The sequence below is a fragment of the Kitasatospora sp. NPDC101176 genome, from assembly GCF_044768035.1.
Taxonomy (GTDB): Bacteria; Actinomycetota; Actinomycetes; order Streptomycetales; family Streptomycetaceae; genus Kitasatospora.
The window spans coordinates 69,359-82,323 of the sequence record NZ_JBIWPA010000010.1; the positions used below are offsets into that span (position 1 = coordinate 69,359).

General features: G+C 76.2%; 12 protein-coding genes. 9 read left to right on the plus strand and 3 right to left on the minus strand.

Annotation, left to right across the window (positions count from 1 at the left end; all coding sequences use genetic code 11):
* Position 1 precedes the first annotated feature (1 nt).
* The 4 genes from ACIRS1_RS16730 to ACIRS1_RS16745 all read left to right on the plus strand — a co-directional run bounded on the left by ACIRS1_RS16730 (position 2) and on the right by ACIRS1_RS16745 (position 3,158).
* Positions 2–700, plus strand: a complete 699-nt coding sequence (locus ACIRS1_RS16730; RefSeq protein ID WP_402840161.1) for an AAA family ATPase — start codon at positions 2–4, stop codon at positions 698–700.
* 70 nt (positions 701–770) lie between these two features.
* Positions 771–1,751, plus strand: a complete 981-nt coding sequence (locus ACIRS1_RS16735) for a zinc metalloprotease (RefSeq protein ID WP_402840164.1) — start codon at positions 771–773, stop codon at positions 1,749–1,751.
* 56 nt (positions 1,752–1,807) lie between these two features.
* Complete coding sequence (locus ACIRS1_RS16740; protein ID WP_402840167.1) at positions 1,808–2,263, plus strand: universal stress protein; 456 nt, start codon at positions 1,808–1,810, stop codon at positions 2,261–2,263.
* Positions 2,264–2,300: 37 nt separating this feature from the next.
* Positions 2,301–3,158: a DNA-formamidopyrimidine glycosylase family protein gene (locus tag ACIRS1_RS16745; protein WP_402840168.1), complete on the plus strand. Its 858-nt coding sequence runs from the start codon at positions 2,301–2,303 to the stop codon at positions 3,156–3,158.
* Here ACIRS1_RS16745 and ACIRS1_RS16750 read toward each other — a convergent pair.
* The 3 genes from ACIRS1_RS16750 to ACIRS1_RS16760 all read right to left on the minus strand — a co-directional run bounded on the left by ACIRS1_RS16750 (position 3,106) and on the right by ACIRS1_RS16760 (position 5,518).
* Complete coding sequence (locus ACIRS1_RS16750; protein WP_402840171.1) at positions 3,106–3,741, minus strand: uridine kinase; 636 nt, start codon at positions 3,739–3,741, stop codon at positions 3,106–3,108. The two genes, ACIRS1_RS16745 and ACIRS1_RS16750, sit on opposite strands and share 53 nt — an antisense overlap.
* Positions 3,742–3,770: 29 nt before the next feature.
* A complete protein-coding gene (locus ACIRS1_RS16755) occupies positions 3,771–5,090 on the minus strand; it encodes a PQQ-binding-like beta-propeller repeat protein (RefSeq protein ID WP_402840173.1) in 1,320 nt (439 codons plus the stop codon).
* Positions 5,091–5,197: 107 nt separating this feature from the next.
* On the minus strand, positions 5,198–5,518 hold the full coding sequence (locus tag ACIRS1_RS16760; RefSeq protein WP_402840176.1) for a DUF4326 domain-containing protein: 321 nt from the start codon (positions 5,516–5,518) through the stop codon (positions 5,198–5,200).
* 83 nt (positions 5,519–5,601) lie between these two features.
* Between ACIRS1_RS16760 and ACIRS1_RS16765 the strand changes: the two genes are divergently transcribed.
* The 5 genes from ACIRS1_RS16765 to ACIRS1_RS16785 all read left to right on the plus strand — a co-directional run bounded on the left by ACIRS1_RS16765 (position 5,602) and on the right by ACIRS1_RS16785 (position 12,962).
* Positions 5,602–8,109: a SpoIIE family protein phosphatase gene (locus ACIRS1_RS16765; RefSeq protein ID WP_402840179.1), complete on the plus strand. Its 2,508-nt coding sequence runs from the start codon at positions 5,602–5,604 to the stop codon at positions 8,107–8,109.
* A 93-nt stretch (positions 8,110–8,202) separates the two neighbouring features.
* A complete protein-coding gene (locus ACIRS1_RS16770; protein WP_402840473.1) occupies positions 8,203–9,849 on the plus strand; it encodes a histidine kinase in 1,647 nt (548 codons plus the stop codon).
* A 72-nt stretch (positions 9,850–9,921) separates the two neighbouring features.
* Positions 9,922–10,590: a response regulator gene (locus tag ACIRS1_RS16775; protein WP_402840181.1), complete on the plus strand. Its 669-nt coding sequence runs from the start codon at positions 9,922–9,924 to the stop codon at positions 10,588–10,590.
* Between the two features lie 554 nt (positions 10,591–11,144).
* A complete protein-coding gene (locus tag ACIRS1_RS16780) occupies positions 11,145–11,909 on the plus strand; it encodes a transglycosylase family protein (protein ID WP_402840184.1) in 765 nt (254 codons plus the stop codon).
* 297 nt (positions 11,910–12,206) lie between these two features.
* Complete coding sequence (locus tag ACIRS1_RS16785) at positions 12,207–12,962, plus strand: SDR family NAD(P)-dependent oxidoreductase (RefSeq protein WP_402840186.1); 756 nt, start codon at positions 12,207–12,209, stop codon at positions 12,960–12,962.
* The last annotated feature ends 3 nt before the right edge of the window (positions 12,963–12,965 follow it).

Here is a 12,965-nt window from a genome sequence, read left to right on the forward strand (position 1 = left end):
AATGCGTAATGCTCCAGGGGGAGGAACGGCGGGGGGAGGCCCGGTGACCAGGACGAGAACGGCGGAGGCGGCGGCGCCCCGGGTGCCGCCGCCGCGCGCCCCCGCCCACCGGGCGGTCCGGGTGTCGCCCGGTCTGCACGACCTGCGCCGCGGCCCCGGCCCGGCGGCGCTGCACTACCCCGCCGGGGACCTGCTGGTCGTCTCCGGGCTGCCCGGCAGCGGCAAGAGCACCCTGATGCGCCGCTGCGCGCGCGTCCCGCTGGTCGACTCCCAGCTGGTCCGCGAGGAGTACGCGGCCCGGCTGCCCGCCGGCCTCCCGTACGCCCTCTACCGTCCACTGGTGCGCATCGCGCACTACCGTCGGCTGCGCCGCGCGGTGCTGGCCGGCGGGCCCCTGGTGGTGCACGACTGCGGCACCCAGCCCTGGGTGCGGGGCTGGTTGGTGCGCGCCGCCGCCCGGCAGGGCCGCCGGGTGCACCTGCTGCTGCTGGACGTCGGGCCGGCCGAGGCGCGGGACGGCCAGCAGCACCGGGGGCAGGGGGTCTCCCGCTACGCCTTCGCCCGGCACCGGGCAGCCGTCGGGCGGCTGCGGAGCCGCCTGACCGGTTCGGGCCGGCCGCCGGCCGGGTGTGCGTCGACCGTGGTACTCGACCGCGCCGCCGCGCGCGCCCTGCGGGAGATCGACTTCGCGGCGTCGTAGTCTCGGCGGGTCCGCGCCGGGCAGGTCCGGGGCGCGGCCACCCCCCGCCGACTCCCCGTCAGGAGCGCAGATGCGCCGTACTGTCCGGGTGCGCTCGCGTGCCCCCCGCCTCTTCCCCTGCGCCGTGGCCCTGGTGGCGGCCGCCGGCCTCGGCCAGCTCGCCGCCCCGGCCCCGCACTCGCACGCCGCCGCCGCACCGGCCGCCTGCGCGGGCGCCGAGGCCGCCGACGCCCCGGTCGACGCCGCCGCCCGCAAGCCGGCCGGCAGCCAGGCGGGTGGTGACCCGAACGCCGTCACCCCGTCCGAGGCCCGGGCCATGCAGGCCGACCTGGAGGACCGGCTCGCCCAGCTCGGCCACCGCCCGCTCGTGGGCGTCACGACGACCGTCCCGGTCTACGTGCACGTGATCCACTCCGGGGACGCCGGCCGGCTCACGGATGCCACCGTCTCCGCCCAGATCGACCACCTCAACGCCACCTACGGAGGCCAGGGAGTGGGAAACACCCCCACCGCCTTCCAGTTCGCGCTGGCCGGCACCGACTACACGGACAACGCCTCCTGGTACACCGGCATGACTCCGGGCTCCGCCACCGAGAAGGCGATGAAGAAGCAGCTGCGCAAGGGCGACGCGGGCACCCTCAACCTCTACACCGCCAAGCTCGGCCAGTCGCTGCTCGGCTGGGCGACCTTCCCGAACGCCTACAACTCCGACCCGGCGGACGACGGCGTCGTCGTGCTCGACGCCTCACTGCCCGGCGGCTCCGCCACCCACTACAACCTGGGCAGCACCGCCACCCACGAGATCGGTCACTGGCTGGGCCTCTTCCACACCTTCCAGGGCGGGTGCCTGCCCCCCGGCGACTACGTCGACGACACCCCGCCCGAGCGCAGCGCGGCCTACGGCTGCCCCGAGGGCCGGGACACCTGCCTGCTCGGCGGCAAGGACCCGATCCACAACTTCATGGACTACAGCTACGACGACTGCATGGAGCAGTTCACCTCCGGCCAGGCGCAGCGGATGGCCAACTCCTGGGCCGCGTACCGGAGCTGACCCCCCGGCCGACCGGCCACCCGGGTCCGGACCACCGAGCAGAGCGGAGCAACGCGATGAGCAGCAAGCCCCGGATCGTCGTCGGCGTGGACGGCTCGCCCGCCTCGGAGCAGGCGCTGCGCTGGGCGGTCGACTACGCAAAGGCCGTCGGCGGGACGGTCAGCGCCGTCACCACCTGGGAGTACCCGGCGTTCTACGGCTGGGTCGGGACGTCCGTGCCGCCCACCGAGAGCTTCAACCCCGAGGAGCTGGCGGGCCGCACCCTCTCGCAGACCGTCGTCCGGGTGGTCGGCGACGACCCCGCCGTCCCGATCAGCGAGAGCGTGATGCCGGGCAGCGCCGTCCGGGCCCTGCTGGAGGCCGCCAAGGGCGCCGCGCTGCTCGTCGTCGGCAGCCGCGGCCTCGGCGGCTTCTCCGGCGTGCTGCTCGGCTCGGTCAGCCGCCACCTCACCGAGCACGCGCCCTGCCCGGTGGTCGTGGTGCGCGAGCCCCGGGACGAGGACGCCCGATGACGCCCGGCCGGGCCGCCGCGTGGAGGAGGATGGGGACATGCCGGAAGGTGACACCGTCTACCGCGCGGCGGCCGGGCTGCACGACACCCTCGCCGGGCAGCTGCTGACCAGCGCCGACCTGCGGGTGCCCGCGCACGCCACCGCCGGGCTGGCCGGCCGCCGGGTGCTGGAGGTCGTCCCGCGCGGCAAGCACCTGCTCACCCGCCTCGAAGGCGCCCTCACCCTGCACACCCACCTGCGGATGGAAGGCCGCTGGGAGGTCTACCGCCCCGGCGAGCGCTGGACCGGCGGCCCCGCCTGGCAGATCCGCGCCGTCCTGGGCACCGAGCGCGGCACCGCCGTCGGCTACCGGCTGCCCGTCGTCGAACTGCTGCGCACCGCCGACGAGCAGCGCGCCGTCGGCCACCTCGGGCCCGACCTGCTCGGCCCCGACTGGGACCCGGTCGAGGCCGTCCGCCGGCTGCTCGCCCGCCCCGCCCGGCCGCTCGCCGAGGCCCTGCTCGACCAGCGCAACCTGGCCGGGATCGGCAACGTCTACGCCGCGGAACTCTGCTACCTCGCCGGGGTCACCCCGTGGACCGAGATCGGCGAACTCCGCAACCCCGGCCGGCTGGTCGCACGCGCCCGGGACCTCCTGGACGCCAACAAGCTGCGCCCCGGGCACATCACCACCGGCGACACCCGGCGCGGCCACCAGCACTGGGTCTACGGCCGGGCCGGCCGCCCCTGCCCCCGCTGCGGCACGCTCGTCCTGACCTCCCGCCAGGGCGCCCCGCCGCAGGACCGGGTGGCCTACTGGTGCCCGTTCTGCCAGCGCGGGCCGGCCCCGGCCGGGTCGGCCGTCAGGGCCGCTCGACCAGGGCGGGGTGGCGCGGGTCGTCCACCCGTACGGTGAGGTCGGCGGCGTCGGCGGGCCCGGTCTCCGCCTCGTAGCGGGCGAAGGCGGGCAGCGTCCACCGCTGGTCGGCGGGCGTGCGGCGGGCCAGAGCGGCGGGGGAGAGCGCCAGGTGGACGGTCAGCTCCAGCGGCAGCCAGCGGCCGAGCAGCAGCGGCCCGTCCAGCAGCAGCACCCCGCCGGGCGGCAGCTCGGTGTACGGCGCGCGGGTCGAACGGTCCGTCACCGGGTCGCGCAGCGAGGGCAGCACCCGGCCGCTGCCGCCGGGCTCCAGCGGATCCAGCACCTCGCGCAGCAGGGCGTTGTCGTCCAGCCAGAGGTCGTGGAAGGCGTCCGCGTCCTGGTGCCCGTACTCCAGGCGGACCGAGGCCGGGCGCAGGAAGCCCGCCGCCGACACCCGCAGGGCCGGGCGGCCGAGCAGCCGCAGCGGCTCCACCAGCGCGTCGGCGAGCAGGTCGGGGCGGGCCGCCGCGGCGCCGTCCACGGCCACCCGCAGCCACCGCCCGCCGGCGCCGGGCAGTGCGGTGATGCGCTCGGCGAGCAGCTCGGCGAGCCGGTCGGGGGAGATCGGTCGTACCTGCATCCGCCCATCCTGCCCCGGCGCGGCCCGGGTCAGTGCAGGGGGAGGGCGTGCAGGACGTCGTCGTGCCCGGCGTAGAGGCGGTCGGCGTCGGCGGCCACGGTCCAGACGTCCTTGCCCGGGCCGGAGTCGCGGAAGGTCCAGAGCAGTCGGCCGGTCGCGGTGTCGACCGCACAGACCCCGCCCACGGCGGGACCGGGGACGAACAGCGTGGTGCCGGCGAGCACCGGGTGGCTGCGGCGGTCCAGCAGGAACGGCAGGCGGCAGGTCCACTGCACCGCGCCGGTCGCCGCCTCGTGGCCGGTGACAAGGCCGTCGTCGCGCGGGACGTACACCCGCGGGCCGTCCGGGACGGGCGGCATCGCGCGCCAGGACTCGCCCCGGGCGGGGGAGTGCGTCCAGGCCCGCCCGCCGTCGGAGCCCAGCGCGCGGACACCGCCGCCGCCGTCGGGGACGTAGACGCGGTCGGGTCCGGCGGTGCACCAGCGCAGGTCCTCGTCGCCGGGGCCGGTCCACAGCTCCCGGCCGTCGGCGGTGTCCCGCACGACCAGCTCGGCGCGGTTGCCGAGGCTGCGCACGCAGGCCACCCGGCCGCCCGCCACGGCGGGCGCGACGGGCTGCTCGATCCGCCCGCTGCGGACGCTCCACAGCAGGGAGCGGTCGGCGACCCGCAGGGCGAAGAGCCGGCTCTCGATCTGGCCGTCCTCGCGGTAGCCGCCCCAGCTGAAGCCGTAGAGGACGCCGTCCGCGTACCCGGTCAGCTCGGGGCCGGGCTGCAGCCCGTCGGGCAGCGGCAGGCTCCAGTCGGCCGACGGGTCGGTGAGGTGGCGGGCGTCGAGGTGCCCCTCGAAGGCGGTGGTGAAGGCGTGCTCGGGGCCGAGCAGCACCTTGCTGCGGGTGCTGAGGTCGCTCGGCCAGCTCCGGCTCTCCGGCGGGTCCACGACGACCAGCCGGGACGCGCTGCCGGTGGCCGGGTCCACGACCTGGAGCCCGGCCCTGGAGAGGAACACCGGGCGCTTCGGCGGGGCGACCAGCCGCTCCGGCGTCATCGGCTCCGGGCCGCGGTACGTCCACACCGGCTGCGGGCCGGACAGCGCGGTGGGCGGCGGCCCCGGCGGCCGGGACGGGCCGGGGGAGGGAGTCGTCCGGTCGGCGCCCGTTCGGCCGAACGCCCACGCCGCGCCGCCGGCCGCCAGCACCCCGGCCCCGATCAGCAGCCGGCGCCGGCTCGGCCGCGGCCCGTCGCCGCCACCGCCGATCACGTCCGCGGCCTCGTGCGCGCCGCCGTCGGCCTCGCCGTCCCACTGCCACGCGCTCTGCCGCGCGGGCTCCTCGGTCGACGGTGACTGCATGGACCCGGCCCCCATCCCCCCGGGGCGCCCGGTGCGCCGCCGTTCGCCCGGAGGATATCGAACGAGCGCGAACCGTCCGGCACGCACCGCGCGAGTGTCAGGGCCCGTCAGCCGGGCCCGTGGTCGGCGAGGTCGGCGAGCACGTCCGCGTGGCAGGGCAGCGGCGCGCACCAGCAGCCCAGCCGCCGGCCGCGCAGCGGCGGCACCAGCGCCAGCAGGCCGGGGCGGTCGAGCAGGTACGCGCGGTACTCGACGAGCATCCGCTCCCGGGTGAGGCCGGGGCCGGGGCGGAACGGGCAGTGCAACGGGGACCCGGGCAGGCGCCAGCCGCCGCGGTGCATCGCGCGGCCCACGTAGACGACGTCCGTGTAGTCCGGGTCGTCGCGGTGGCCCTTGAGGTTGACGACGGTGGTGCGGCCGGTCGGCATGGCGTCCATGCTCGCGCAAGCGGTGGCCCCGGGCACCCCGGGCTCGCCTTGACACGCCCCTGGCCCCGGCGTAGCAAAAGAGCATGCGCCATCCGCACGCGGCCGGGCGTGCCCGGGCGGAGGGGCCCGACCCGCACCCGCCGCAGCCGCCCGACGCGCCCGCACCGGTCCACCCGACGGGCCACCGGCGGGACGAGCTGCTGAGCAGCGCCGTCCGCCGGGTGCTGCACGACACCGGGGCGTACGGCGCGATGGTGTACCTGCGCTCGCCGGACCGCCGGTCGCTGGTGCTCAGCGCGATCGCGGGCGTGCCGCTGTCGATCATGAGCCCGTTCCGGCGGATCCCCGCGGCGGGCCCGCTGCCCGTCGCGGTCAGCTTCCGCACCGGCGGGACCATCACCCTCGCCGGCACCGAGGACACCATGCGGCGCTTCCCGCAGCTCGCCGTCGGCATGCCCTACGACTTCGCGTCCGCCTGTGTGCCGGTGGCCGGCGGCGAGGAGCGGTACGGGGTGCTCAGCGTGCTCTGGCCGGCCTCGGACGAAGGCGTGCCGGAGGACGCCCCGGAGGTCCTGACCGAGGTCGCCGGCCGGCTGGCCGCCGGGCTCGCGGGTCTGGAGGCGGCCGGGCACCCGGCGGAGGCGGACGGCGGCGCCGCCGTGGTGGAGATCCCCGCCGAGTCCGCACCGGCCACCCGGGTCGGCCTCTTCGACTGGAACACGGCCACCGGCGCGCTGGCCGCCGACGAGCACTTCCTGGCGATCTTCGGGTTCCGGCCCGGCGAGTTCGACGGCACGGTGGCCGCCCTCGGCCGCCGGATCGCCCCCGGTGACCTCGCCGCGTTCCGGGCCGCCGCCCGCACCGCCCTGCAGAAGGGCGAGGTGCTGGCCGCCCGGGTGCGGGTGCTCGGACCGCACGGCCACCCGTACCCCGTGGAGCTCTGGGCCAGGGTGCCCTCGGCCATCGTCGACGGCCGCACCCACCTGGTCGGCGCCGTCCTGGACGCCGGGACCCTCACCGCCGCCGCGGCCGCGGTCGAGCGGCTGCGCGACGGCGTCTTCTCGCTCGACCCGGACGGCCGGATCACCTACGCCAACCGGGGCATCGAGCCGCTGCTGCAGGCCCGTCGCGAGGAGCTGATCGGCCACCACCCGTGGGACGTGCTGCCCTGGCTCGCCGATCCCTTCTACGAGGGCCGCTACCGGGCCGCCCTGCTCTCCCAGCGGCCGACGGCCTTCCTCGCCGCCCGCCCGGACGGCTGGCTGGCCTTCTCCCTCTACCCGGACGTGCACGGCGTCACCGGCCGGGTCGTCGCCGCCGAGCCGCCGCCGGGCGCGGCCGAGCCGCCGGCCGCCACCCCGCCGATCATCCGCACCGGCGTCGGGGGCACCTACCACCTGCTGCAGCTCGCCAGCGCGCTCACCGAGGCGGTCAGCGTCCGCGACGTCTGCCGCGCGGTGGCCGACGAGATCCTGCCGGCCTTCGGAGGCCAGGAGCTGGCGATCTACACGGTGCGCGACAAGCACCTCAACCTGGTCTCGCAGAGCGGCTACCCGGACGGCTTCCTGGACCGCTTCGAGGGCACCCCGATCAGCGCCCGCATCCCCGGCGCGGAGGCCCTGAGCACCGGCACGCCGATCTTCTTCGAGTCCGTCCACGAGCTCGCCGCCGCCTACCCGGGCATCGAGCTCGACGAGATGGGCGCCTGGGCCTTCCTGCCGCTGATCGCCTCCGGCCATCCCGTCGGCAGCTGCATCCTGGGCTTCGACCGGGCGCGGCCCTTCACCCTCGAGGAACGCGGCCTGCTCACCGCGCTCGGCGGCTTCATCGCCCAGGCCCTGGAACGCGCCCGGCTGTACGACGCCGAGTTCGCGCTGGCCCGGGGCCTGCAGCAGGCGCTGCTGCCGCACCGGCTGCCGCAGGTCCCCGGCATCGCGATCGCCGCCCGCTACCTGCCCGGCACCCAGGGCATGGAGATCGGCGGCGACTGGTACGACGGGATCGTCACCGGACCGGACCTCACCCTGGTGATCGGCGACGTGGAGGGACACAGCGTGGGCGCGGCGGCCACCATGGGCCAGCTGCGCAGCGCCGTCCGCGCCTTCGCGACCGGCGGCGACCCGCCCGACCAGGTGCTCGCCCGCACCAACCGGCTGCACCTCGACCTCGACCCGGGCCTGCTCGCCAGCTGCTGCCTGGTCCGGCTCGGCCCCGCCGAGGGCGGCGCCCGGACCGCCCGGGTCGCCCGGGCCGGGCACCTGCCGCCGGTGCTGTGCCGCCCGGACGGCCGCACCGAGGCGCTGTACGTGCCGGGCGGGCCGCTTCTGGGGGTGGACGACCGGGCCGAGTACCCGGTGAGCGAAGTGCTGCTGGAACCCGGCGCGGTCCTCGCGCTGTACACGGACGGGCTGGTCGAGGACCCTGCGGTGTCGATCGACCAGGGGGTGGACCGGCTGGCGGCCGCGCTCGGACGCGGCCGCCGGCCGGTGGGCCCGGAGGACCTGGAGGGGCTCGCGGAGCGGCTGCTGCGGGAGGTCGGCTCCTCGCACCGGGTGGACGACGTGGCGCTGCTGCTCACCGCCCTCGGCTGACCGGCCCGGGCCGCGACTTTCGTCGGCGCGGGCGGCGACGAACGGTGGCGGCCGCGGCGCCCGGCGGCCCGGTAGCCTCCACGGGTGGATGCGATGGCACGGGCCTGGAGCAAGGCGGTACGGACGGCGTTCCCGGGGCCCTGGCCGGCCCGCCGGGTGGTGGGCCAGGGGGCCCTGGCGCTGCTGATGGGCGCGGTCGCCGCCCTGCTGGAGCTGGCCTCCGGCGAGGGCACCGGGACGGCGGTGGGGGCCGGCCTCGCCGTCGCGGTGCTCTGGGTGCTGCGGCCGGCCTTCCCGGCGACGGTGCTGGTGCTGACCGCGGCCGCCACCGGCTGGTCCGTCGGGCCGGTGGTGCTGCTGGTCTGCGCGGGCTGGTCGGCCGGGGCTCGGATCCGCCGGGTCGGCCGGCTGATCGGCACCTTCCTGCTCGGCTGGGTGCTGTTCACCGTCACCGGGGTGTTCAAGGACGCCGCGGTCTCGCCCAAGCTGATCTTCGGTTTCTCGCTGGGCGGCTTCCTGCTGTTCGCCGTGCTGCCCGCGCTCTGGGGCCGGTACCGGGCGCAGCGCCGGGCGCTGCTGGACGCGCTGCGCGAGCGCAACGACCAGCTGCTGCGCGAGCGGGTCATGGTGGTGCACCAGGCGCGGCTGCGCGAGCGGCACCGGATCGCCCAGGACATGCACGACAGCCTCGGCCACCAGCTCGCGCTGATCTCCGTCCACTCGGGGGCGCTCGAGGTGGACCGCACCCTCACCGACCGGCAGCGGGAGGCGGTCGGGGTGCTGCGGCAGGCGGCGGTCGCGGCGATGCGCGAGCTGCGCGAGGTGGTCGGGGTGCTGCACGACGAGTCGACGGCGGGGGCTCCGGCGCCCGGCGCGGCGCCGGGCCGCGGCGGGGTGGACGGCATCGGGGAACTGGTGGAGTCCTCGCGGGCGGCCGGGGCGGAGGTCTCCTTCTCCCGGGAGGGCGACGAGCGCCCGCTGGCGGCCGCGGTCGACCACGCGGCGTACCGGATCGTCCAGGAGGCGCTCACCAACGCGCACAAGCACGCCCCCGGCGCACCGATCGCCGTCGCGCTCCGGTACGAGCCGGACGCCCTGGTGGTGGAGGTGGTCAACCCGCGCGCCCCGGAGCTCGTCGGCGCACGGGCCGGCGCGGGCCCCGCCGTCAGCGGCGGACAGGGGCTGACCGGGCTGCGCGAGCGCGCCCGGCTGGTCGGCGGCATGGTGCACGCGGGGCCGACCCCGGAACAGGGGTTCCGGCTGGCCGGCGTGCTGCCCTACGAGGGGGCGGAGGGCACCGGGGACGGGGCCGCCGCCGGGGTGGAGGACTGGCTGCTGGAGGGCCTGCCGCCGGCCGACGGGGCGGAGCGCGGCCGGCGCAGCCCGGCGCTCGGCTGCGCCGTCGGGGTGGCCGTGGTCGGGGTGACGGTGCTGGGCCTGCTGATCTGGGGCGTGGTGGCCTTCGTCCAGGGCACGGACGACGCGACGGTGAAGAAGTCGGTCTACGACGAGCTGCAGGTCGGCACCCCGGAGCCGGACGTGCTGCGCCTGCTGCCCCGGGGCAACGACTTCTTCACCGAGGACTACAAGAAGACCGGGCCGACCCCGCCGGAGGGCGCGCACTGCCGCTGGTACCTCTCCGGTGACCTCAGCGAGGTCTGGGGCGAGGACAACGTGGTCCGGTTCTGCTTCAGGGACGGCGTGCTGGTGGACAAGCAGCACTACCGCGCGAAGAACTGACGCGGGCCCCCTCCCCCGGAGGTGTGAGGATGGTGTTCCAGCCGGAAGACCGTTCGAGGGGAATGACCAGCCGTGATCCGAGTCCTCGTCGCCGACGACGAGCCGCTCATCCGCGCCGGGATCAGGATGATCCTGGGCTCCGCCGCCGACATCGAGGTGGTCGCGGAGGCCGCCGACGGCCGGGAGGCGCTGGAACTGGCCCGGGCGCACCGGGTCGACGTCGTGCTGCTGGACATCCAGATGCCGGTGATGGACGGGCTGACGGCGCTCGGGGAGCTGCCGAGGGCCGCCCCCGGCGCGCGGGCGCTGATCCTCACCACCTTCGGGGAGCGCGAGAACGTCCTGCGCGCCGTGACGGAGGGGGGCGCGGGCTTCCTGCTCAAGGACACCGCTCCGGAGGAGCTGATCCAGGCCGTGCGCGCGGCCGCCAGCGGGAACGCCTTCCTCTCCCCGGCCGCGACCCGGCACATCGTGGACTCGCTGGCGACCGGGCGCAGCGCCTCGGTGGCGGCCCGCGGCGCGGCGGCCAGGCGACGGCTGGAGGTGCTCACGGGGCGCGAGCTGGAGGTGCTGGCACTGCTCGGCGAGGGGCTGTCCAACGCGGACGCCGGGGCCCGGATCCATATGAGCGAGGCGACGGTGAAGACGTACGTCAGCCGGATCCTCGCCAAGTTGGGCTGCGAGAACCGGGTCCAGGCGGCCTTGCTGGCGCGTGACGCGGAGCTCGACGGCCGGGACTGAGGGCAGCCGTCCGGTCGCGGAGCGTCGCGGATGTGGTGCACGCCACTCGGCGGGCGTGCGGAGCCGGGAACTCCGGCTGCGCCGGTCACCCTCCGTCGATGATGCATGACCCTTCGTCGATGGTGTGCTCGGCGTCACGGATGGACAGATGTGAGCGCGGGCACGGAAACTGACCGTTTGATCTTGAAAATGCGGTCAAATCTGGTCGAACTGGACGGTCTTCCTTGATCGATACCGCCGGTAACAGTCAACTGACCTGCGGGGACCAAGAATTGCTTGCTGCGCCGCTGGACGGCCCGTAGCTTCTTTCGCGGTGCAACGAGCACCACCCGGGTTCACCCCGACGCACGGCCCGCCGACTGACCACCGGCGCGAGGGCCGTGCCCGCCGACGCGACCGGCTCGAACAGGCCGTCGGCGAGCGGAGGTGGCCGGGGCGGCACGGCACGTCCGACACGTGCGCGGCCGCCCGTCGAGCGAGGTGAGCGCGATCGAGCCGGCCCTGTCCCGGGTCTGGTTCCGCACGCCCGCCCGGGGCTTGTCGAGAGGACCTTCATGACTCACCGTCACGAGACCGCCGCTGCCACCCAGACCGCCGTCACCAAGCGCAACCGCGTGCGGATGGCGGTCGTCGCGGGCGCCGCCGTCGCGGCCCTGCCGGTGGCCGGCCTCGTCACGGCCACCTCGGCCTCCGCCGCCACCCCCTCGACCTGGGACTCCGTCGCCCAGTGCGAGAGCGGTGGGAACTGGAGCATCAGCACCGGGAACGGCTTCTCCGGCGGACTGCAGTTCACCCCCTCCACCTGGGCTGCGTACGGCGGGACCGCCTACGCCCCCCAGGCCCACCAGGCGACGAAGGGTCAGCAGATCGCCGTCGCCGAGAAGGTGCTCGCCTCGCAGGGGCCCGGCGCCTGGCCGGTCTGCTCGGCGAAGGCGGGTCTCAGCAAGGGCGGCGCCCCCGCCGCCGTCGACACCTCGGAGGCGGCGCCTGCCAAGCCCGCCCCGAAGTCCGACTCCAAGCCCGCTGCGAAGCCGTCCGCCAAGCCCGCTGCCAAGACCCCGCAGCAGGCCCAGGCGCCGAAGCCCCAGCAGGCGCCCAAGGGCCAGCCGTCGGCCAAGCCGGCCCAGGCGGCCCCGTCCACCGAGAAGAACACCGCCCAGAGCGGCTCCCACGGCGGCTACACCGTCAGGAGCGGCGACACGCTGAGCGGCATCGCGGCCAAGTTCGGCATCGACACGGACAGCCTGTACGGCAAGAACGCCCGCACCATCGGCGGTAACCCGGACCTCATCTTCCCGGGTCAGACGCTGGCCGTCTGACGCCTCCCCGCACCCGCGCCGAGCGGTCGCCCCTCCGGGCGGCCGCTCGGCGCGGTGCGTCGGTCGTGCTCCGGATGTCCGTGGCGGTGGGTCCGACGGCAGTGGGCTCGACGGTGGCGGGTGGTGTGCGTCGGGTCGTGCGCGTCGGGTGGTGCGCGGGCCGGCGTGCAGGGGCGCGGGCGGGCGCCCGGGTGGTAGTTGAAGATTGAACGCGACGTCTGAATACCGCCGGAGCTTCCGGCCGCCGGCGCGCAGGATCGAGTCATGTCCGAGATCGGAACGAGGAGTTCTGGAGATATGACGATGAACGGTGTGGCGGAGCTCGACGGCACGGTGGCCCTGGTGACCGGCGGCAGCCGGGGCATCGGGGCGGCGATCGCGCTGCGACTGGCCGAGGACGGCGCCGACGTCGCCCTCACCTACCGCGACGGCGGGCAGCAGGCCGAGGAGGTCGTCGGGAAGATCACCGCGATGGGGCGCCGGGGCTGGGCGGTCCGGGCGGACGGCGCCGACCCGCGCGCGGTGCGCGAGGCGGTGGCGGCCGTCGTCGAGCGCTTCGGGCGGCTCGACGTCCTCGTGAACAACGCGGGCGTCGGCGTCCTCGGCCTGATCGGCGAGCTGGCGCCGGCCGACGTCGAACGGGTCCTGGAGGTGAACGTCCGGGCGCCCTTCCTGTTCGCCCAGGCCGCCTCCGAACACCTGGCCGACGGCGGACGGATCGTCACCATCGGCAGCTGCATCGCCAAGCGGGTCGCCTTCCCCGGCGCCACCCTCTACGCGACCAGCAAGGCGGCGCTGATCGGACTGACCAAGGCGCTGGCCCGCGAGCTCGGCCCGCGGGGGATCACGGCGAACGTCGTCCACCCCGGCCCGATCGACACCGACCTCAACCCGGCCGACGGCCCGTCCGCCGGGTTCCAGAGCAGCCTGACCGCACTCGGCCGGTTCGGGGCGGGCGCGGACGTCGCGGCGGCCGTCGCCTACCTGGTGGGCGGCGACGGCCGGTACGTCACCGGTGCCGAGCTGGCGGTGGACGGGGGCTTCGCGGCCTGACGG

Coding starts and splice junctions, on each gene's coding strand:
- ACIRS1_RS16730 (WP_402840161.1), top strand. CDS start 2: ATGCGTAATGCTCCAGGGGGAGGAACGGCGGGGGGAGGCCCGGTGACC.
- ACIRS1_RS16735 (WP_402840164.1), top strand. CDS start 771: ATGCGCCGTACTGTCCGGGTGCGCTCGCGTGCCCCCCGCCTCTTCCCC.
- ACIRS1_RS16740 (WP_402840167.1), top strand. CDS start 1,808: ATGAGCAGCAAGCCCCGGATCGTCGTCGGCGTGGACGGCTCGCCCGCC.
- ACIRS1_RS16745 (WP_402840168.1), top strand. CDS start 2,301: ATGCCGGAAGGTGACACCGTCTACCGCGCGGCGGCCGGGCTGCACGAC.
- ACIRS1_RS16750 (WP_402840171.1), bottom strand. CDS start 3,741: ATGCAGGTACGACCGATCTCCCCCGACCGGCTCGCCGAGCTGCTCGCC.
- ACIRS1_RS16755 (WP_402840173.1), bottom strand. CDS start 5,090: ATGCAGTCACCGTCGACCGAGGAGCCCGCGCGGCAGAGCGCGTGGCAG.
- ACIRS1_RS16760 (WP_402840176.1), bottom strand. CDS start 5,518: ATGCCGACCGGCCGCACCACCGTCGTCAACCTCAAGGGCCACCGCGAC.
- ACIRS1_RS16765 (WP_402840179.1), top strand. CDS start 5,602: ATGCGCCATCCGCACGCGGCCGGGCGTGCCCGGGCGGAGGGGCCCGAC.
- ACIRS1_RS16770 (WP_402840473.1), top strand. CDS start 8,203: ATGGCACGGGCCTGGAGCAAGGCGGTACGGACGGCGTTCCCGGGGCCC.
- ACIRS1_RS16780 (WP_402840184.1), top strand. CDS start 11,145: ATGACTCACCGTCACGAGACCGCCGCTGCCACCCAGACCGCCGTCACC.
- ACIRS1_RS16785 (WP_402840186.1), top strand. CDS start 12,207: ATGACGATGAACGGTGTGGCGGAGCTCGACGGCACGGTGGCCCTGGTG.